This is a genomic window from Ruegeria sp. O4 (assembly GCF_056535125.1).
This window is the reverse complement of sequence record NZ_JBQERO010000008.1, coordinates 122,459-142,889: the sequence shown is the minus strand read 5'-3', so window position 1 is coordinate 142,889 and position 20,431 is coordinate 122,459. Positions and strand designations below refer to the sequence as shown.

The 20,431-nt window shown below is 55.6% G+C and carries 12 protein-coding genes and 3 pseudogenes; 11 read left to right on the top strand and 4 right to left on the bottom strand.

Features of this window, described 5'->3' with window-relative positions:
• Nucleotides 1-25: 25 nt before the first annotated feature.
• Genes ACR0J7_RS11565 through ACR0J7_RS11550 form a run of 4 tightly spaced genes read left to right on the top strand, consistent with a single transcriptional unit; the run spans nt 26 to nt 4,902 of the window.
• A complete protein-coding gene (locus ACR0J7_RS11565; protein WP_480539136.1) occupies nt 26-1,051 on the top strand; it encodes an ABC transporter substrate-binding protein in 1,026 nt (341 codons plus the stop codon).
• On the top strand, nt 1,052-3,268 hold the full coding sequence (locus ACR0J7_RS11560; protein WP_480899984.1) for an ABC transporter permease: 2,217 nt from the start codon (nt 1,052-1,054) through the stop codon (nt 3,266-3,268).
• Nucleotides 3,265-4,335 carry an ABC transporter ATP-binding protein gene (locus tag ACR0J7_RS11555; RefSeq protein WP_480914353.1) on the top strand — a complete coding sequence of 357 codons (1,071 nt, stop codon included), beginning with the start codon at nt 3,265-3,267 and terminating at the stop codon, nt 4,333-4,335. The genes ACR0J7_RS11560 and ACR0J7_RS11555 overlap by 4 nt, the downstream gene beginning before the upstream one ends.
• Complete coding sequence (locus ACR0J7_RS11550) at nt 4,336-4,902, top strand: histidine phosphatase family protein (RefSeq protein ID WP_480559896.1); 567 nt, start codon at nt 4,336-4,338, stop codon at nt 4,900-4,902. It begins immediately after the preceding gene.
• Nucleotides 4,903-4,905: 3 nt separating this feature from the next.
• Here ACR0J7_RS11550 and ACR0J7_RS11545 read toward each other — a convergent pair whose 3' ends face one another.
• Together ACR0J7_RS11545 and ACR0J7_RS11540 are read right to left on the bottom strand one after the other, a co-directional pair.
• Entirely contained in the window at nt 4,906-5,697 is a 792-nt protein-coding gene (locus ACR0J7_RS11545) for an inositol monophosphatase family protein (RefSeq protein ID WP_480910887.1), read from the bottom strand.
• A gap of 93 nt (nt 5,698-5,790) precedes the next feature.
• Nucleotides 5,791-7,839: a dockerin type I domain-containing protein gene (locus ACR0J7_RS11540; RefSeq protein WP_480914351.1), complete on the bottom strand. Its 2,049-nt coding sequence runs from the start codon at nt 7,837-7,839 to the stop codon at nt 5,791-5,793.
• Between the two features lie 228 nt (nt 7,840-8,067).
• Here ACR0J7_RS11540 and ACR0J7_RS11535 point away from each other — a divergent pair.
• The 7 genes and pseudogenes from ACR0J7_RS11535 to ACR0J7_RS11505 form a co-directional block, all read left to right on the top strand.
• Nucleotides 8,068-10,365: pseudogene (locus ACR0J7_RS11535) on the top strand (Ig-like domain-containing protein); the annotation flags it as partial.
• A pseudogene (locus tag ACR0J7_RS11530) lies at nt 10,360-10,671 on the top strand (Ig-like domain-containing protein); the annotation flags it as partial. The pseudogenes ACR0J7_RS11535 and ACR0J7_RS11530, both read left to right, overlap by 6 nt.
• Before the next feature lie 9 nt (nt 10,672-10,680).
• A pseudogene (locus ACR0J7_RS11525) lies at nt 10,681-11,898 on the top strand (adhesin); the annotation flags it as partial.
• A 46-nt stretch (nt 11,899-11,944) separates the two neighbouring features.
• Nucleotides 11,945-12,784, top strand: a complete 840-nt coding sequence (locus ACR0J7_RS11520; RefSeq protein ID WP_480899974.1) for a SapC family protein — start codon at nt 11,945-11,947, stop codon at nt 12,782-12,784.
• Nucleotides 12,774-14,117 carry a TolC family protein gene (locus ACR0J7_RS11515; RefSeq protein WP_480899972.1) on the top strand — a complete coding sequence of 448 codons (1,344 nt, stop codon included), beginning with the start codon at nt 12,774-12,776 and terminating at the stop codon, nt 14,115-14,117. Before ACR0J7_RS11520 ends, ACR0J7_RS11515 begins: the two co-directional genes overlap by 11 nt.
• Nucleotides 14,114-16,261, top strand: a complete 2,148-nt coding sequence (locus tag ACR0J7_RS11510) for a type I secretion system permease/ATPase (protein ID WP_480870511.1) — start codon at nt 14,114-14,116, stop codon at nt 16,259-16,261. The genes ACR0J7_RS11515 and ACR0J7_RS11510 overlap by 4 nt, the downstream gene beginning before the upstream one ends.
• Complete coding sequence (locus ACR0J7_RS11505; protein ID WP_480899968.1) at nt 16,245-17,555, top strand: HlyD family type I secretion periplasmic adaptor subunit; 1,311 nt, start codon at nt 16,245-16,247, stop codon at nt 17,553-17,555. The genes ACR0J7_RS11510 and ACR0J7_RS11505 overlap by 17 nt, the downstream gene beginning before the upstream one ends.
• Before the next feature lie 115 nt (nt 17,556-17,670).
• Here the strand turns inward: ACR0J7_RS11505 and ACR0J7_RS11500 are convergent, their stop codons facing one another.
• Together ACR0J7_RS11500 and ACR0J7_RS11495 are read right to left on the bottom strand one after the other, a co-directional pair.
• Nucleotides 17,671-18,372 (bottom strand): response regulator transcription factor, encoded by a 702-nt coding sequence (locus ACR0J7_RS11500; protein WP_480483716.1) that lies wholly within the window; start codon nt 18,370-18,372, stop codon nt 17,671-17,673.
• Entirely contained in the window at nt 18,372-20,267 is a 1,896-nt protein-coding gene (locus ACR0J7_RS11495; protein ID WP_480773699.1) for a PAS-domain containing protein, read from the bottom strand. Before ACR0J7_RS11495 ends, ACR0J7_RS11500 begins: the two co-directional genes overlap by 1 nt.
• Between the last annotated feature and the right edge of the window lie 164 nt (nt 20,268-20,431).

Sequence of the window (20,431 nt, the reverse complement as noted above, 5' to 3'; positions counted from 1 at the left end):
ACGATAACCAAAGGGAGGAATGATAATGAAAAAACTTACATCCACGGCCGTCGGGTCGCTGATTGCAATAGCCGCATCTGTGTCGGCAGCGCAGGCAGACAAGCTGACACTCTATTGCTCGGCGCAGGAAGACTGGTGCCAACTCATGGCGCGCAGTTTCGAAGATGCAACGGGCATCGACGTCAACATGACGCGTAAGTCGTCAGGCGAAACCTTTGCCCAGATTCGTGCCGAAAGCTCGAACCCGAAAGGAGACGTTTGGTGGGGCGGCACGGGTGATCCGCATTTGCAGGCCGCCGAAGAGGACCTGACAATGGAATACATGTCGCCAATGCGCGACCAGCTTCATGATTGGGCAATTTCCCAAGCCGAAAGTGCCGGAAACAGAACGATCGGCATTTATTCCGGCGCACTTGGGTATGGCTATAACGCAGACCTGCTGGCGGCCAATAACCTACCCGAACCCGCCTGTTGGAAAGACCTGCTAAAGCCTGAATACAAGGGTCACGTTCAGATGGCCAACCCGAACTCGTCTGGTACGGCCTACACAACGCTGGCCTCGATGGTGCAGATCTTTGGCGAGGATGAAGGTTTTGAGTTCATGAAAGGCCTGCATTCGAATATCAACCAGTATACAAAATCCGGATCTGCACCAATCAAAGCAGCCGGTCGAGGCGAGAACACGATTGGCATCGTCTTCATGCATGATGCGGTAAAGCAGGCTGTTTCGGGTTTCCCGATCAAGGTAGTCGCGCCTTGTGAGGGTACGGGATACGAAATTGGCTCGATGTCCATTATTGAAGGCGCCCGCAACGAGGAAGAGGCGAAGAAATTCTATGACTGGGCGCTGTCGCCCGAGGCGCAGAACCTTGCTCTTCAGGTCAGCGCGTTTCAGGTGCCATCAAATAAGAGCGCAGAAACGTCGGAAAGCGCGCCTGACATGAGTCAGATCAAGCTGATCGACTATGACTTCAAAAAGTATGGTTCCTCAGACGAACGAAAGCGTCTGTTGCAGAAATGGGACGAAGAGGTTTCGGTTCTGCCGCAGTAAATGGCCAACCATATTACAAAAAAGACCCGTCCGGTTCTGATCTTTTGGGTCATCGCCGGGTGGGTCGGGTTTTGCCTGCTGCCGTGGTATATGGTCGACGGCGGCCTGTGGTCATTCGAATGGCTTTTTGACGGTTACCCGTTTGACGAAGATTATGCCCCCGCTGCATTCCTGATCGCACAGGGTGAGAAGCTTTGGCTTGCCCCACTGTTGATCGCTCTGACCTTACCCCTTCTGGCGCTGAAGCGAGCCAAGTCTGACCCCCTCTATGCCCGGGTTCTGATCCTTTCCGGTGCGCTCGGCTTCGGCTGGTTGATCGCACAGGGATTCGGGATTGGCATCAGGGGTTTCAATTTCAATTGGTTGGAAGCCTATTTTGGCGAACTTGGTGATCGCCAATTCGGTATGGGCTATGGCGCAATGATTTGCGCTTCAAGCTTTCTGTTCCTGTTGACCCAAGGCATTGCGGCAAGAGGTGCCATCAACGGTGACGTCTTTGTTGTTAGTGCGATTGGCGGTGTGATTACCATCGTCACCGTCTTTGTTTTTTTTCCGATCGCCAAGATGCTGTTCGCTGCCTTTGTCACTGAAGATGGCGCATATTCCATTGCTGTCTTCTTTTCAAAGTTCTTTGATGCCCGGCTTTGGGGGTTGGGGTGTTTTTATGGTGCCAGATGCGGCGCGGCATGGAACTCGCTGTTTCTTGCCATCCTGGTTGGCTTCGTCACGACTGCCCTGGGTTTGTGCTTTGCACTGGTCGTGACCCGCTCGGGTTTCCGCTACAAACGCGTGCTGCGGGCTTTGACTGTTCTTCCGATCATCACCCCGCCATTTGTGATTGGCCTCGCGCTGATCCTGCTTTTTGGTCTGTCAGGCTCGGTCACACGGTTCGTCGCCGAGCTGTTCGGCACGCAGCCAACGCGCTGGCTGTACGGAATGCCAGGCATATTCATCGCACAGGCCCTTGCATTCACGCCCATTGCATTCCTCGTTCTTATCGGCGTGGTGGAAGGCGTCTCGCCATCTATGGAGGAAGCGGCCCAGACTCTCCGCGCCAGCAGATGGCAAACGTTCAGGACAGTGTCCCTGCCCCTGATGCGCCCCGGTCTTGCCAATGCATTTCTTTTGGGCTTCATCGAAAGCATGGCCGACTTCGGAAACCCGCTTGTTCTGGGTGGGAATTTCGACGTTCTATCGACCGAGATTTTCTTTGCCATCGTCGGGGCGCAATATGACCAAGGACGGGCCGCCGTTCTGGCCATGGTATTGCTGTTTTTTACTCTTTCGGCCTTTTACGCACAGCGTGTTTGGCTGGGCAAGAAAAGCTATACCACCGTAACAGGCAAAGGCGACGCAGGCGTGCACCCTTTGATGCCTACGGGTCTTTCTGTTCCAGTGCTGGTAATCGCTCTTGGCTGGGCGGTGTTCACGATCATTGTCTATGCAATGATCATCTACGGCAGTGTGGTCGAGCTTTGGGGGGTCAATAACTCCCTGACCCTAAAGCACTACGTCACGGCATTCTCTGTTCGATTTGAAGAAGAGGGCATTCGTTGGACCGGCGCCGCGTGGGACAGCTTCTGGACTACCATAACCATTGCGGCGATTGCTGCGCCTCTGACGGCAGCGGTTGGGTTGGTCACGGCTTACCTATTGACCCGGCAAAGCTTTGCGGGAAAGAACGCTTTCGAGTTTGGGACCATGCTGTCCTTTGCAATCCCCGGTACGGTGATTGGTGTCAGCTATATTCTTGCCTTCAACGTTCCGCCCATCGAGATAACCGGCACAGGCGTTATCCTTGTTATCAGCTTCATATTCCGCAACATGCCGGTTGGGGTCCGTGCGGGCATCGCCAGCATGTCGCAACTTGACCGCAGTCTCGATGAATCCTCGCTGACCCTTGGTGCAAACTCGTGGCAGACATTTCGTCGTGTCATTCTGCCGCTGCTACGTCCCGCGATACTTGCCGCGCTTGTTTACAGTTTTGTCCGCGCGATGACGGCGATCTCGGCTGTGATTTTTCTGGTCAGTGCCGAATACGACATGGCAACCAGCTATATCATCGGGCGGGTCGAGAATAACGACTATGGTCTCGCCATTGCGTATTCGACGACGCTGATCTTCGTGATGCTGGCAGCGGTCGGTTTATTGCAAATTCTCGTCGGTCGGGTCCAGATCGGTCGGCGCACACAGAACACAACGGAGACACCCTCATGACCGACAACAAAATCGGTTCCAAGGCCGCCCCGGTATTATTTGAGAAAGTGTCGAAAGTGTTCGGCAAAAACGTTGTGGCTGTTGATAACATTAACCTTCATGTCGAAGCGGGAAAACTGGTCACGCTGCTTGGTCCGTCAGGCTGTGGGAAAACAACGACGTTGCGCATGATCGCCGGGTTAGAGATGGCAAGCTCTGGCAAGATTATGATTGGCAACCGGGACGTCACCAAACTGCCCGCAACAGACCGCGACGTATCAATGGTGTTTCAATCATACGCGCTGTTTCCCCACATGAGCGTGCTGGAGAACGTGATGTACGGCCTCACATTCTCGGGCTTTGCCAAGGATGAGGCTCGCAGTCGCGCCTTGCATGGCTTGCAATTGGTAGGGCTCAAGGGGTTCGACAATCGCCTTCCCTCCGAACTCTCGGGTGGTCAGCAACAACGTGTCGCCGTCGCGCGAGCGCTGGTTCTAGAACCACAGGTTCTGCTGTTTGACGAGCCGCTATCCAACCTTGATGCCAAGCTGCGACGCCAGGTGCGCGAGGATATCCGGGCCATTCAGCAAGACCTTGGATTGACGGTTGTCTATGTCACCCACGATCAGGAAGAGGCCCTGGCCGTCTCGGACGAGATCGTTGTGATGCGGAACGCCGCGATCGCTCAGATGGGTACACCTCGCGAGCTTTATGATGCCCCGAATGACCGGTTTGTTGCCGATTTCATAGGCGAGGCAAACCTGCTCAACTGTCAGATCGTTGCAACCGACGGTGATGCTGCAACAATCGAGATCGAAGGTTACCGTCACACTCTGCCGCGTCGGGGTTTGACCAATGGGCCCGCGACCATCGCTGTACGACCCTCGCGCCTTGTGATTGGTTCTGATGACGGCATCGCCGCTACAGTGGCCAAGGCAACCTATGTTGGCGTGCGGATGGAATACACACTGACCGGCGCATTTGGTCAGGTTTTTGCGGTCCACGATGATGTTGATGCACCGCTTGCACCGGGTACCGAAATCAGGATGGGGTTTGCGGGCAAAGGGCCGGTACTTCTGCCCAACTAGATGCCGAATTTACTGATCATCACTCACCCCGAGGTCGTTATTGATCCGGATACCCCCATTACGGAATGGGGTCTGAACGCGACAGGTCGCCGGCGCGCCGCATCCTTTGCCGCCAGTGAAGCTATGGCCAATGTCAGCCATATCTGGGCCAGCGGCGAACGAAAGGCTCGTGACACTGGTGAGATTCTGGCCACGCCCTTGGGGTTGCCTCTAAGTATCCACCCGGAACTTGGCGAGAATGATCGGAGTACCACTGGTTTCCTTCCACGGGAAAAGTTCGAGGCGGCCGCGGACGCATTCTTTGCCCAGCCGGATATTAGCTTTCGCGGTTGGGAAACTGCGGCCGACGCGCAGAGGCGCATTCACCGGGCAGTCTTGGAAATCACTCGTGCCCATGGCACCGGAGACCTCGCCATCGTTACACATGGTGCGGTCGGGACATTGTTGTGGTGTGAGCTTTCCGGGATTCCGATTGACCGCCAGTACGATCAACCGTCACAAGGCCATTATTGGCAGACAAGTCTGACAACTTTGCAACCTAATTCCACTTGGTTGCCAATGGCCTAGACGTTAAGCCCCCCAAGCGTTCTCTGCGATTTCCAACAAACTTTCAAATACATCTGGTGTACCGACGATCACGCGCCCACCGTCGCGGATCATCGCGTCGGCGTCTTGATCTTCGACAACACCGCCCGCTTCTGCAACCAACAATTGCCCAGCCAGACAATCCCAGGCGTTCATGTGTTCTTCCACATAACCCAGAAGTCGCCCGGCTGCGACATAGGCCAATGACAATGCACCGCTGGCGTTTCTGTGAAACATGGAACCGCGCTCGATCAGTTCTGCAACCACCGGCACGACGTGGCGAGTTTCGATCCGGTTCGAATACCCCACAGAAACCGTCCCATCCCGAAGAGCAACCCCAGAGGCCACGTGTATCGGTGAACCGTTCAGTGTCGCGCCCTCTCCGCGTGTTGCCACAAAGGTTTCATCCATACTCGGATCCCGGATCACACCCACCGCAGTGTGCCCTTCGGTGACACCGGCCAGAACAATCGTCCATACGGGTATGCCATTGACGAAATTCGTAGTTCCATCAATTGGATCAATCACCCAGTCAAAACCGCTCTCGCCTGTGGCAGCGCCGTGTTCTTCGCCAAATATCCCATCCTGCGGCCAAGCATCCATGATCTTTTGGCGAATGAAGGCTTCGACGTTTTTGTCCGCGTCGCTCACCCAGTCCTGAGCACCTTTTTGATCGATAACCAGATTACTCCTGTCCAAGAAGTATTTCTCGGCTATCACCCCAGCTTCTTCACAGACCGCGATGGCAAAATCTCTGCGTTCCGAAAGACGATTCATGGCCTGTCCTTTTGTGTTTGTGTATCTAAGGCCAACATTGCGGTCCAAGCGGAAGGCTTGCAATGACTGAGTTGCAGCACCGTTCAATTCAATTCATGCCGCCTCGAGGTTGCCGAGCAAAATGGACGTCATATCGGCGGTTATCACCCCGTCTATGGCTACAACATCCATTCCAGTCTGATAATCAACGTTGCTTTTTGTAACTCCCGACAAATCCGCATCTGAATCCAAGAAGACCCATTGAGGTTCATGCGCAGTGGTTTTCCCAACAGCCACCTGCAAAATCGCCAGTGCATCCAGGGCATTGATGGTTCCATCTTGATTGATATCCGCTGCGATTAGGTTTTCCGCATCGGCGGGCCCCCATGTCGGATCGAGGCCAACCGAAATGCGTAACACTTGCAAAGCATCCATCGCGTCGATCTCTTTGCTCGCCGTTGAATAATGTTTGACGATGTCCAGTCTTCCGGGGAACGTGCCATCCGGAAGGTCCAAGTCAAATTGCCCCTGATCGTCAGCCGTGACACATACCGTGCCACCGCCGACCGGTGTGAACTTGATCTCTGCATCCGACAATCCGGGGTTAGCAGATTGGCTGTCCACTGTGATTGGCCCAAGCACGCCATCCGAACTGTCCGGCGTCAAACCGCCGAAATCACCGAATTCAACCGGAATGTGATCGGGGCCTTCAAACCCGGCCCCGAAAATATCGGTACTGGTCAGCGTTCCGCCCGAAGCGGACTGAACCTGCACCACCTCGCCCCGATACTCTATCCGCGCCCCTTGGGTGGTGCTGGTGAATGTCAGTTGCTGAGGGGACCGCAACAGCAAATAGTCGAACATGTCCAGACGGTCCACACCCGGTTGAAAATCCGTGATCGTGGTCAGACCGCTGCCCGACTGCATCACGAAAATGTCGGCCCCTGCCCCACCTGACATGGTCGTAGCACCTGTTCCTGCTATCAGTATGTCATCGCCATCGCCACCCATCAGGGTGGTATCCAGAATACTGCCGCTCAGCATGTCGTCTAAGGCCGTCCCCGATACTGTTCCAAACCCTTTGTCCACGACCCCAAGATCATCGACAGGAACCGAAATGACAGTGACTCCAGCGTCTTGTTGCGACGTAACTAGAATCTGCAACTCATTGCCGACGTGAGCAAGGCTCAGCGATTCGACATTCTGCAATCCACTACTCAAAGTGTCGGCGAAACTGTCCAGATAGACCAACTGGCCTTCCGGTGTCAGCGTGAACAATGTAAGCCCATCGTCGCCGCCACCCGCCACGACGAATACGCGCCCGTTGATGTTCACGACCTCAAGGTCTTGCACGGATTCAAAGCGGGTCGTGTGCGAATCCAGAATATGGTCTGTGGCGCTCAGGCTGCCGTCAGCTTTCAATTGAAGCATACTGAGCGAGTTGCTGCCTGCGCCCGCCACGATCACCCAGGGCTTGCCATAGGCATCGATCGTTTCGACGGCTGTCGGAGTCGAGATTCCAAGGGTTCCCATGGCTGAACTGTTGTCAATCTCGGTCAACTGACCGGAAATGCTGTCGATCCGATAAGTTGAGACTGTATTGCTGGCCGCATCACTTGAGATCAGGAAATGGTCTGTTCCTGCGCGCAGCGTCTGCATCGCGTCTCCAGAGCCAGCAACAAGACCAGCAAGGCTCAGCGTTCCATCTGGATTAACAAGATATGTCCCGATTTGACCCGTTTCTTCATGAGCCATTGCCAGAACATCCATGGGTCCGATCGACACTTGAACAATCGCCGAGATATCTCCTCCTCCTGCCAGAGATCCGGTTTCCGTAAGGCTGTCCAGGGTGCCATCCACGTTCAGGTCATATCCGACCAACCCGACCGCCATATTCACATCCAGTACAAGTTGTTCGGATCCCGCCAGCGTTATCGGTGTGCCACTGCGACCAACGTGAAACGTGATTGTGCCGCTGTAATATTCCGTGTCGACCAGTTGCGGTAACGCGCCCTCGACCAGCCTCCAGACCGCGACGCCGCCACCCGGTCCGGTGACGGTATAAAGATACGTGGTTCCGTTAAACGTTTTTAAAGCCGTATCGCCGATACCTGAATCGAGCGCCGCGCTCCCCGTTGCCACCACACCTTCGAATTGAAGCATCACAGCCACACCTCCATCGCCACCCCTGGCCTTGACCAAAAGATGACCTGATGCACGGACCGAAACAAAAGCGGAATTGTGGTGAAAACGAGAAGTTCGGTTTCAGATTAACTCAATTTTTCACTTTCGATCGCAACAGTAACCAGTGGGAAAGACAGATGAGCCAGCCGTTATCAGCGCGATCTGTCTTCCATTTCGGTGATCGCGGAAACCACATGTGAGGGTAAGATGACCAAAGCACCAGAGTTCAACAACCGTCCGGCGGCTGAACCTTCGGAAACGGACCGCAAGCAACACATTCGCCAGTGGATCGATGGAAAACTTGGCCGCTGGGCAGGGCGCGGCGCGGCCGGCGGGTTGATTTCAACTTTGATGGCCTTGCCCGCGTTATCACAAGCCACAATCGAAGAACTGTATGCTTTCCAGTTCGCGGAAACCATTCCAGGCGTTCGCTCGGTCAAGTTGATGAAGAATGGCGATGTTCTTCTAAAAATGGCCGATGGCCGGACAATGATCGTGGCAGCTGAAAACGTCCAGATCCTGGACAGCGGTGCCATCATGATCGCTGAGAACGCGGTTCAGGAGATTGCCCAGTTCAGCGCCGTGGAAGCAGGTGTTTCCGCGGGTGCGTCCGCAGGCGGCATCAGTGGTGCCGGCGCGGCGTTGGGCGGATTGGGCCTGGCAGGGGCGGCTGCGGCCGCAGGAGGTGGCGGCGGTGGCGGTGAAGACAGCCCCGTCGTATCCGAACCCACCCCGACTTACACAAGCCTCAACCTCGCCGAGCTGCAATCCACAGCACTGAACAACGTCAGCACCAACGCCATCGCTCCCGAAGGGACTGCGACCATCGAAGTCACAATAGGGTCACTGGTGAAAACCGTGACACCCAACCCCGATGGCAGCTGGAGCATCTCTCTGACAGCAGCCGAAGCCAGCGGGCTTCCACAGGGTGTGTCGACGGTGACCATCAGGAACCTGGATGGGTCGGGGGCCGAGCTGTCGACACAATCCGTTCAGTTTGACATCGATACGGTCCCGCCAAGCCTGTCGATCACCGGGTTTTCTGACGGGCCGGTACTCAACCTGACAGAGCAGGCCACCGATCTGACGGTCACCGGTGTAACTGATACTGAAGACGGGCAAATCGTAACGGTTTCACTGAACGGGCAAAGCTATTCCGGTACGGTTTCCGGAGGACAGTGGAGCGTAACCGTCCCGGCGGCTGACCTTAGCGCCTTGCCTGACGGCGCAATCGTAAATGTCACCGCAGACGTGACTGACGCGGCTGGAAACCCGGCCGCACAGGCCAGCGGAAGCTTTGATACGGATTTCACCGCGCCAAGTGTTTCTCTGGATCCTGTTGCGGGTGGATCAATTGACCTGATTGATGTGGCTGGTGACTTAACCTTAACGGGTTCCACCACGGCCGAGGACGGGCAAACCATCATCGTCACGTTCGACGGGCAGGTGTACACCGGCACTGCGACAGGCGGAAACTGGACTGTCACGATCCCCAATTCTGACCTCAGCGGTCTGTCCACCGGAACACCTGCTGCAATTGTTGTGGCGGTCGAGGATATCGCAGGCAACCCGGCCGTGCCGATTCTTGTTACTGTACCAGTAGACCTGACCGGCCCCTCAATTTCGATATCTCCGCTTTCCGTCGGCGCAGTTCTCAACGCCGCTGAAGCTGCGGCAAGCTTGGCTATAAGCGGGACAACCGCCAATGTCGAAGATGGCCAGCAAGTCACCATCACACTGGATGGTCAAACATATACCTCGACAGTGACGGGCGGAACATGGACTGTAACTGTCCCAGCCGGTGATCTGGCATCTTTGGCCGACGGAGGCAGCTTTCAGATCACCGCAGATGTCAGCGACGCAAACGGGCTGACAGCCCCTCAGGCTGATGTGACACTTTCGAAAGATGTCACAGGACCGACCCTCAGCATCGACACGTTCTCGACCGGCGCATTCATGAATGCTGCCGAACAAGCGGTGGACCTGACAATATCGGGCGCAACGTCGGCCGAAGATGGCCAAGTTGTGACCGTCACTTTGAGCGGTCAAATTTACACTGCTACAGCCACCGGAGGGTCTTGGAGCACAGTTGTCCCCGCTGCCGACCTTGCGGCCCTCTCTGATGCTGCCACCGTGGCGGTAACGGCGGATGTCTCCGACGCCGCAGGAAATCCGGCGTCACAGGCCAGCAACAGTTTCACGACCGATTTCACACCCCCTACCCTGGGAATAACCAGTATTTCTGACGGCACTGTCATGAACGCTGCTGAGCAAGGTACCGACCTGATTGTCTCGGGAACCTCTGACGCTCAGGATGGAACGGTCATTACTGTGGAGATCGCGCGCGCAGACGGAACTGTAGATGTAAGCGGTACAGCAACGGTAACCGGTGGTGTCTGGACCTACACCGCAACAGTTGCCGAACTTTCAGGCCTCCAGGACGCAAGTACCTATAATGTCACGGCTTCTGTTTCAGACACTGCTGGGAATGGCAACCAAATCTCGACGAGTTTCACAACCGATTTTACAGCGCCAGCAATCACGATCGACAGTTTGCCGGTTGGCTCCGTATTGGATGTAATGGAACAAGCTACAGACCTGACAATTTCAGGCACGACGACCTCGGAAGATGGTCAAATAGTCTCTGTCACGTTTGGCGGGCAAACCTATACAGGTGTTGCATCGGGTGGAACCTGGGCGATAACTGTGCCAGCCAGCGACCTGGGTGCGCTTTCCGATGGAACAAACTACACCATCACCGCAACAGTTGACGATATCGCTGGCAACAGCGCAGTAGCGGCAAGCAGTTCGGTAACAACGGACTTTCGGCCAGTTCTGATGCTGGACGATGTCGGCGTGAACAACGCAGTGGCCCTTGCTGATGCCAAGGCGTCAGGCATTACTGTCAGCGGTTCCTCTGCCGGGCTTTCAAACGGCCAGATTGTAGATGTTTTGCTGAACGGCAGTTCCGTCGGCAGCGCGACAGTAACCGCGGACGGATCCTGGACACTGGCTGTTGCGTCGTCAGATTTCGCCGCCATAGAAGCTGGGGATGCCCTGAATATATCAGCCCAGGCAACCGTTGCAGGGGGACCAGATCCCTTACCTGTATCGGATCAGGCGGTTGCTCATGAGCCAGCTGCCTACGTGCTCTCAGAGGTCGGGCGCAGTGGATCAACCGTTACATTTGCCATTTATGCAGATGCTAATCGTGACGTCTCTGGTGGCTTGGCTTTTACAGCGGAGCTTGAGTTTGACTCATCTGTCGCCACTTTCGACATCGGATCAGACACGGAACACAGCGCGTTTGATTTGTTCCTGGCAAACCCAGGCACAGGTGACATCATCAACTTCGCTGGCGCGGCGACTGTTTTTTCCGATTTGTCTCAGCCTCTTGTCACCTTCACGATGACAGTACAGGACGCTGCTCAACCCATTGAGTTAACGATAAAAACACCTGAAGGTGGACCTGTTGCAGTTCAGTTTGGCACCAATGGCAATGACATCCTAACCGCGGCAAACACGGATACAATCATTCGTGGCGGTGGTGGCGATGACAGCATTGACATCACCGAAGCCGGGCGTGACGTCGTTGTCTTTGAAGCCGACCCGAACAACAATGGCGTAGACAGCATAACCGGTTTCACAATTGGGCCCGCAGCAGATGTAACCGACGCTCTGATGTTCAGCGGACTGAATGTCGCTACGCTCCGAGGTGATGGCACGGGTTTTGAGCTTCTTACTGTCGGTGACACATTGGGCACAGACACTGGATTTGTAGGCCTCGATACCGTTCTTGCAGACCTCAATGCCGTTACACTCGAAACGGCTGTAGAGAGCCTTGCCGGAGCAATTGCAGGTGACGCGCTCTATGTGATGGCAACGGACGGAACGGACAGTGTCCTGATCAAAGTTGATTTCGTGACACCTGGCGATGCCAACGTCGAGACCCTCGCCACTTTCCATGGACTCGCCGATCTCAGCGGCTTGACAGCCGACAACATCATACACACCGACCCAACCGGTGCGACGGCCTGAGCCAGCTCAGGAACAAATTGGCGTTCATCAGAAACACGAGGCAGTTATGGCACAGAATGGCTTAACCCCGGTCACACGAGTACGACATGGTCATCGGTTCTGGAAACGTTACACGTCGTTCGAATTCGCGCGCGATATGGTCGACTGCCCGGTGGCTGAGGCAGAGATCCTACAGGCAGCGGCCAATTTTCCGATCGCGTTCCGGAAATCCAAACGGGGATTTTACCCCGTGGCAATCTTATCGATGACACCAGACAAACCGACGCCATACGTGTCAGCAAAAGGGGAATGGCGCGCAAGCTATGTTCCCTCGGCACTACGGTGTGTGCCCTTTCAATCCCGACCACCTGAGCTTCAGGACAAAACCGGAGAGGGGGAGTTTGACTTGCTTGTCAACGAAAGCCTGGAGCTGGTTACCGACAACCCTGACGATGAGCCATTCTTTGACCGAACCGGAGCGCTGGGGGCTGAACTGCGAAATGTCCAGGCGTTCTTTCGCACTCTTACAGCATCACTGGAGAACACATATCAGTTGTGCCGTACGATAGGCGTTATGGGGCTTTTTTCCCCACTCGCCTGCGCACAAATGGACGAATGCCTCGATGGTTACTTTGGTGTCAAGCTGGGTGCCTTGCGGCAAGTTCCTTCAGCGCATCTGTCATTGCTCGCCATGAACGGAGGCCTGCGCCTCATACATGCCCACCAAGTTTCCTTGACTCATTGCGCGTGGCTCTTGCCAGCTCAAATGCGCGTCGAGCAATTGGAGAAAAAGTCGTCGACCGGCGTTAGGTCGGGTGCTTCAGAATTTATGGAGGCGCTGGCAGCCGCCCAACGAAAGGAAAGCTTGCTCGACCATCGGTGGCAGGAGGGTCAGTATGCCATTTAGTAAGTATTCGCAGTATTTTGTCGCGCTCAGTCTGCTTCTGGCTTCGGTTTCCGCCTGCACGCGTCCACCCGATTTGACGCCTGTGACGATGTCCTTCGCAGCCCAAACAGCCGGTGCTGGGGCAACTAAACCATCAAAAACACTCAGTCACAGCGCCTTCGGGCAGCGGGTAAAAAAGGCGGTTGAGAACAGCCCAAACCTGGCGCAAGTCAAATCCAGAATGGGAATCGCGAAGGCCAAACAAAACGCGGCTGAAGGCGCTTTTCTCCCGGAGATTTCGCTGGGGCTAAACGCGCGATCTGAAAGGATTGCATCAGATATTGCGGATGTATCGCCGTATCTGAGGGTCTCACAATTGGTCTACGACGGCGGGGCGGCTTCAGGGGATCTGACCGCTGCGCGGGCACGTGTCTTGGAAAGCAGAGGCGATCAGATTCAAACGGCCTCATCCACTGCGCTCGCAGCTATCGAGACCTATGTACTTGTCCTCGATCAACGAAAGATTCAAAGCATCGCAGCACAGAATGTTTTGACCCATGAAGAGCTTGTTCGCCAGATAACCGACCGAACAGAAAACGGCGTCGGTTCAAGTGCCGACGTCCTGGCAGCCCGGTCACGCATGTCCGATGCGCGCACAAAGCTGGCTGATGCGTATGCGCGCACAGACCGCGCCGAAGCGCGATTCCGCGAAGTATTTGGGGATGAACCTGGCACTCTTTCTGCACCAGTTCCGGCACCTGGGCTGGAAAGAAGTGACATGCAGATCATAATGAACAGTCCTCAGGTTCGGCGGTCCGATGCAAGCCTTCTGGCCGCCAAGGCGGAATGGTCCGCAGCGCAAGCGCGCCGCAGCCCTGATGTCAGGGTCGCCGCATTCGCAAACCAGGATAACAATCGTGACGCGAATTTTGGAGTGGATCTTTCTTTCAATTACGAGTTGGACAGCACCGGCCAACGCCGCGCCGCAATAGCAGCGGCGGAATCGTTGGTCAAAGAGACAGAGTTTGCGCGCGAGCAGCTTATCCGAGAAATTACGCGAGAGTTGGGTTTTATCCGTTCGGATCAAAAAGCGGGTGCCGATCGGTTACGCGAAGCCCGGATTGCCGTAGAGGCTAACGCGGAAAGTGTCGCTGCATCCCGTGAACAATTTTCAATCGGCCGCCGTAGCCTCATTGAAATTCTGGATGCTCAGCGCGACTACGTAAATGCTCAGGAACGTTTGATCCTTGCGGAACAGAGCTACTTTCTAACCAATTATGCAGCCCTAAGCCTGACCGGAGACATACTCGACCTGCTTGGGGTTTCATTGGGCGACTGGGGCACTACACAATGAACGCATCCCACCCTGCCACCGATGCCTCGTTACTTACACCGTTTGAAGCCTGTCTGTTGAATATCTCGTCGGCACTTGAACGGCCATTGAGTCTCGCGGCGCTGCACGCGGCGCAAACTGGCGCAGATGGGGATTTGACAGTACGGGACATTCTCGCCCTCGCGCCAAAGGCGGGCATGCAGGCGGGGTATGGGGCAATGCGCCTTTCCGACTTGGATGACAATCTGACACCCACCCTGTTGCTGTTGGCAAAGGGTAAAGCCGTTGTCTTTCACGGACGGACGCAAGCTGGCGCCTTTTTGGTCTTCGACCCAGAGCTTGGCGAAGGTATCGGTGAAGTTTCCGAAGACAGGCTGGCAGCCTGTCATACCGGTTACGCAATCCTGTTCCGTCGCCATCACGACGGCGAAACATTGGACGGGCCCGGTTCACACGGCGGTCACTGGTTCTGGAACGCCCTGTCCGCCAGCCGGTGGTCATACGTTCAAGTCGCACTCGCTGCGGCGTTGGCAAACCTCCTTGGTTTGTCTACGTCCGTTTTCATCATGGTGGTCTATGACCGGGTATTGCCCAACGAAGCAACAGAGTCTCTGATCGCTTTGACCCTGGGTGTGGCGTTGGCACTGTGTTTTGACTTTGCCCTCAAGTTGCTGCGGGCGGGATTTATCGACAAGGCCGGGCAGAAAGCCGACTTGTTGATGGGCCGGCGCATTTTCGACCAGTTGCTGAACATCCAGATGAAATCGCGCACTGGGTCTACCGGTGCCATGACCAGCACCATTCGCGAGTTTGAAACTCTGCGAGAATTCTTTACATCCGCGACGCTGGTGGCCGTTGTTGACCTGCCTTTCATTGGGTTGTTCATCCTGGTGATCTATCTGGTTGGGGGACAACTGGCTTTGATCCCTGCACTGGCCGTACCGGTGGTGCTCCTGACAGGTTTGGCGGTGCAGCCAGTTTTATCAAGGATGGCGGAACGAAGCTTGTCCGATGGACAGTCCAAGCAATCAGTTCTGGTTGAGGCTGTCTCGGGACTTGAAACCATTAAAACAACGGCAGCAGGCAGAAAAATGCGCGCACGATGGGAACAGGCCATCGAACAGCAGTCAGCGCATGGTGCACGAAGCCGAACCGTCACGCAATTTGCCCTGAACCTGACCGGATTCACCCAACAGGCCGCACAAGTGCTTGTCGTATTTCTTGGTGTTTTTCTGATCACAAACGGGCAAGCCAGCATGGGTGCGCTGGTGGCTTCGGTAATGTTGACCGGCCGGGCTCTGGCCCCTCTGGGTCAACTGGCACAGACTTTGACCCGCATAAATCAGGCCAGGTGCGCCTATCGCAACCTCAACGCGCTAATGCATGCAGAAAGCGAACGCCCGGAGGGGCGCACATGGCTGACCCGCTCTGATTTCAAAGGGGCAATTGCCTTCAATAACGTGCATTTCTCGTATTCTGACCAAAGCGAAGATACCCTGCATGGTGTCTCATTCACAATCAAGCCTGGCGAGAAAGTCGCAATTCTCGGTCAAATCGGGTGCGGGAAAAGCACGATTGCGCGCCTGCTATTGGGGCTTTACACGCCGCGAGTGGGCTCGGTCATGATTGATGGATTAGACATACGTCAGATCGACCCGGGTGACTTGCGACGCAATATCGGATCCGTTCTGCAGGATGTCTGGCTTTTTTCGGGGTCTGTCAGGGACAATATCGCAAGTGGCGCAGTCCGGCCCAGAGATTGCGACATCGTCGAAGCCGGCCGTATTGCCGGTGTCGAAGAATTCGTGAACAGCCATCCTTCGGGCTATGACCTTCAACTCGCTGAACGCGGTGAGGGGCTTTCCGGTGGGCAACGGCAGGCAATCGCCCTGGCACGGGCACTTGTCGGGCGACCTCCGGTTTTACTTTTTGATGAGCCAACCAGTGCGATGGACGTCAAAACCGAAGCCCAACTGGTTCAACGCCTGAGTGCGTCAACCTCCGGGTCAACCTTGGTCATTGTAACGCACAGAACCAGTCTGCTGGAGCTTGTGGACAGGGTTATCGTTCTGGAAAACGGAAAAATCGCTGTTGATGGACCCAAGAGCCTGCTGACGCAGCACATGCGCCAGAAAGGGAGGCACCTGAATGTCGCAGCATCCTGATCTGGCGAAGTTGGCGCGCGAAATGCAGGGGCGGTCCCCCGTTCGTGGTTCATTGCTCTTGCTGTTGATCCTGTCGTGTATTGTCTCGGCCGGGTTGTGGGCGCATTTGACCGAATTGGATGACGTAACGAGGGTCGATGGGCGGATCGTGCCTTCGGGAGACATACAGGTGATCGACGCCGCCGAGCCTGGCGTGCTGCGGTCGCTTCATGTGCGCGAAGGCCAGTTGGTCGACAAAGGGGCATTGTTGATGGAATTGGACGCCACACAAATCGACAGCCAACTTAGCCAGGAACAACAGCGCGCTTTCGGGCTGCAAGCCCGTGCACAACGACTGCAGGCAGAAATAGATGGTACGCAATTGAATTTCGGTGCTCAGCTGATCGAAGGTGCGCCCAGTGTCGTGCGTTCGGAAACTGCTCTGTATCAGGGTCGGCAAGCAGAGCTGGCGGCAGAAATCGCCATCTTAGAACGACAACGTGAGCAAAAGCAGCGAGAACACGAAGAAGGTCTCGTGGATCAGGTAACAGCAGACGAAACCTTAAAAGTGCTTGGTGAAGAGCGTGCGATCATAGCTCCGCTTGTTGAGCGGCAAATGGAACCGGCAACGACATTGCTGGCGTTACGGCGCAGCGAAGCCGAGTGGCGCGGCCGCAAAGTCCGTGCCGAAGCCGTGACCAGCAGGTTGCAAACCGGTTTAAATGAAATAGATGATCGGATTCAAGCTGCTCACAGCCGATTTCGAAGTGCAGCGCTTACTGAATTGGCCATTGCAACTGCGGAACTGGCGGCCTTGCAACCCGCCTTGCCTGCCCTACGCGACCGCGCTGCACGAGCGCAGGTTCGCTCTCCGGTTCGCGGGATCGTCAACCGCATCCACCGAACCACCATTGGAGGTTTGGCGCGGAGTGGCGAAGATCTTGTCGAGATTGTTCCCCTGGACGACACACTATTGGTCGAAGCTTACGTAAAGCCCGAAGATATTGCATTCTTGCGTGCTGGACAGCCCGTAAAGGTAAAGATCACGGCTTATGATTTTGCGCGATACGGGGCGCTGGATGGTGAAATCGTACGGATTGGCGCCGATACCGTCACACGATCAGAGCGGAACGATGAAGAGGTGTTCGTTGTGGAAATCCGCACGAGCAACACCATGCTCGATGGAAATGGTGTCGCAGTGGAAATCATACCCGGCATGATCGCAGAGGTTGACATTTTGTCAGGTCGAAAATCCGTATTGGAGTATCTACTGGAACCTGTCGTGAAGATAAAAGATCAAGCTTTGCGTGAGTGAGCGCAAAGACCAAAATATTCGTTCTTGCGACGCTTACTGTGTTTTCTATCTACACTGCCTGACGCAGAGGGGATCGAAAGAAATTCAGGTTCACACTCTGGCCAACAGAGCGTCGCTATTTCCAGTCGACATCCCCTAAAAAAATATACCCAGCACCGTAAATCGTTTTGATCAGGCGCGGATTCTTCGGGTCTTCACCAAGTTTCGTACGCAACCTGGAGATTCTGACATCCATAGCACGATCAAAGCTGTCGCCCGCTGCACCGCCCAAGGATTCCTGCATCTGCCCCCTGCTGATCAGCCGCTTGGGGCTTTCCAGAAACAAACGCAGAACCTCGCCTTCTGCATGGCTGAAAGGTGTTTCAGCCCCTGACCCGTCTTCCAGAACATACCGATCAAAATGCGCAATCCAGCCGTTGAATTCCGCCCTGTCCGATTGTGATGTCCGACCGCGCGGCGCGCGCAACCTGGCCCGTACCCGGGCTACGACCTCGGTAGGGTCAAACGGCTTGGTAATATAGTCATCTGCGCCAAGCTCCAGTCCTGTCACACGGTCCTGAACCTGCGCCCGGCCAGAAATTATGATCACTGCTGCACCCTGTTCTAGCGCCAAGCGATGAACAAGCGCCAGCCCATCGGTATCTGGTAAGGAAAGGTCCACAAGGCAGACATCAGGGGTTACTCGATTAAGGGATGCTTCAAACTCTCTGGCACGCGAAAAACTCTGCGTTCTGAAACCGGCATCCTCCAGCGCATCCGTCAGAATGCGCCGAATTTCGGGTTCGTCGTCGAGAATGGTCACCATTGGTTGCGACATCAGGCGGCCTCGGCTTGGATGAGAGCGGACAATTGGGCCTGTGAGAACGGTTTACGCAAAACAGGTGCCAAAGCAAGGGCCCGTTGATGCAGCGGATCTGAATTTGGCAGAGATGTCATAAGGATAAGCGGCAACCCCGGTTTCAACTGTTCAAGGATATCCAAGCCTGTACCGTGTCCTTCCAAACGGATATCGGACAAGACCAGCGAAATGTCCTTCACACTTGATATCAAGGCCAGTGCTTCATCAACTGAATTTGCTTCAATGACAGTAAAGCCCAAATCCACCAGCATGTCCCGAAACTGCCCGCGCAGGTCTTCGCTGTCTTCAACCAACAGTACCAATCCGTCCTGCGCCGGAGGAGCGGGCCGAAAAGGCAAACGCATGACAACTGAGGCCCCAGATGGCGTATTTCTTAGATTCAGATCGCCACCAGCAAGCTTGACCGTATCATAAACCATCGGCAGCCCCAGACCCGAACCGTCGCTCCCTTTTGTTGTGAAAAACGGGTTCAGCGCCTTTTCAAGCGCCTCGGGTGAAAACCCCGGCCCAGTGTCGGAAACCGTGACTTCGATCCAGATCTCACCAATGGCATGTGCACTGATTGTGATCTGGCCCGTGCTCCCGCAGGCATCCCTGGCATTCAGAACCAAATTCAAAAGCGCATCCTGAACCATACCCGGATCAAGCATCAATGTCTGTTTTGGCAAGGTGTTTACGACGGACAGGCCCACACCGCGAGGCAGCGAGGGCGTCGCCAGGATCCTCAGGTCTTCCAACAATCCCCCGATGTCAGTGGCCTGCGGTTGCGGCGTTCGGTTTCCAGTCATGTCGGCGATCCGGTTCAACAGCTGCCCGCCCCGGCGCGCCGTTTGTTGAGTTGCGGCCACAAGTTCCTGCGCGCCATCCGGCAAATCCATCTTGTCGAGGCGGGACTGCATCCCAAGGATGATAGTGAGCAGATTGGAGAAGTCATGGGCAAGCCCGCTGGTCATCTGGGCTGCCATCGCCCGGCGGCGGGTTTGTTGTAATGCAACGCGTGCCTGTGTCTCTTCGGTGATGTCCACCGACATCACGTACACACCCCCTGCCCCATCTGGCGTAAACGAAACCCGAATACGGCGGGAATCCTGATCTTCTGTGAACTCGAAAACCGACGGCTCTCCGCTATAGGCCTTAAGCAAATGGGCCTGAACCCGTTCAAAGGCGGCCGCACCCAGCGCTTCAGAAATGTGAAGCCCCAGAATATCGGACGGACGCCCGGGCATGACGGCGCTCAGGCGGCGGTTCGAGTAATCGTAACGGCCGTCGCTGTCCAAATGTGCGATATGAGCCGGCATCATCTCGGTCACCATACGAGTACGCGCTTCGATTTCGGTCAGTTCCCGCTTGGCCTCTTCCAGCGCCGCGATCGTGGCCGCAAGTTTGCGGTTGGTTGCGGACAGTTCTTCCGCGTGGCTCAGCAACTGTTCCGACAGTTCCTCTGACCGCGCCCGCAACAGGTTTTCCGCCCGCCGCGTGCCGGTGATATCCGTGTAGACCGCGACCCACCCGCCTTGGGGCAGCGGCGCGCCTTCAATTGAAACAACCTGCCCATTGGGGCGTACACGCTCCATGTAGTGGGGCTCAAACGCCAAGGCTTGCTGGACACGTAAATTGACCATTTCCTCGACACTTTCATCGTCGCCATACTCACCGCGGCTGGCAAGAAAGTGGATCGTGTCGCGAAACAGAGCGCCCCTTTGAACCAGCTCATCCGGCAAACCGAACATTTCCTGGAAGCGGCGATTGCTGAGCACCAGTTGCAACTTGTTGTCATAAATGGAAAGCGCCTGACCGATCAGGTTCAGCCCAGCGGTCGTCATCGCCTTGATACGCTTTTCCGTTATGTCCAACTTCGTTTTCTCCACGGCTCATGCCTAGCATCAGAAATCATGCACGGGTAGTGGAATTGAGGGGAGGCGTTTCGGACTCTGCCTTCGTTCAAGTGCTTTTGCCAATCCGCGAATGCGCAAAGAGAAATACGTCGACACACCTGCCCGTGACCGAGTGCCCGGTA

Excerpts from the sequence above, each read along its gene's own strand:
- ACR0J7_RS11515 (WP_480899972.1), top strand. The coding sequence starts at position 12,774 with ATGCCATTTAGTAAGTATTCGCAGTATTTTGTCGCGCTCAGTCTGCTT.
- ACR0J7_RS11555 (WP_480914353.1), top strand. The coding sequence starts at position 3,265 with ATGACCGACAACAAAATCGGTTCCAAGGCCGCCCCGGTATTATTTGAG.
- ACR0J7_RS11500 (WP_480483716.1), bottom strand. The coding sequence starts at position 18,372 with ATGTCGCAACCAATGGTGACCATTCTCGACGACGAACCCGAAATTCGG.
- ACR0J7_RS11520 (WP_480899974.1), top strand. The coding sequence starts at position 11,945 with ATGGCACAGAATGGCTTAACCCCGGTCACACGAGTACGACATGGTCAT.
- ACR0J7_RS11510 (WP_480870511.1), top strand. The coding sequence starts at position 14,114 with ATGAACGCATCCCACCCTGCCACCGATGCCTCGTTACTTACACCGTTT.
- ACR0J7_RS11545 (WP_480910887.1), bottom strand. The coding sequence starts at position 5,697 with ATGAATCGTCTTTCGGAACGCAGAGATTTTGCCATCGCGGTCTGTGAA.
- ACR0J7_RS11540 (WP_480914351.1), bottom strand. The coding sequence starts at position 7,839 with ATGCTTCAATTCGAAGGTGTGGTGGCAACGGGGAGCGCGGCGCTCGAT.
- ACR0J7_RS11565 (WP_480539136.1), top strand. The coding sequence starts at position 26 with ATGAAAAAACTTACATCCACGGCCGTCGGGTCGCTGATTGCAATAGCC.
- ACR0J7_RS11560 (WP_480899984.1), top strand. The coding sequence starts at position 1,052 with ATGGCCAACCATATTACAAAAAAGACCCGTCCGGTTCTGATCTTTTGG.
- ACR0J7_RS11550 (WP_480559896.1), top strand. The coding sequence starts at position 4,336 with ATGCCGAATTTACTGATCATCACTCACCCCGAGGTCGTTATTGATCCG.
- ACR0J7_RS11505 (WP_480899968.1), top strand. The coding sequence starts at position 16,245 with ATGTCGCAGCATCCTGATCTGGCGAAGTTGGCGCGCGAAATGCAGGGG.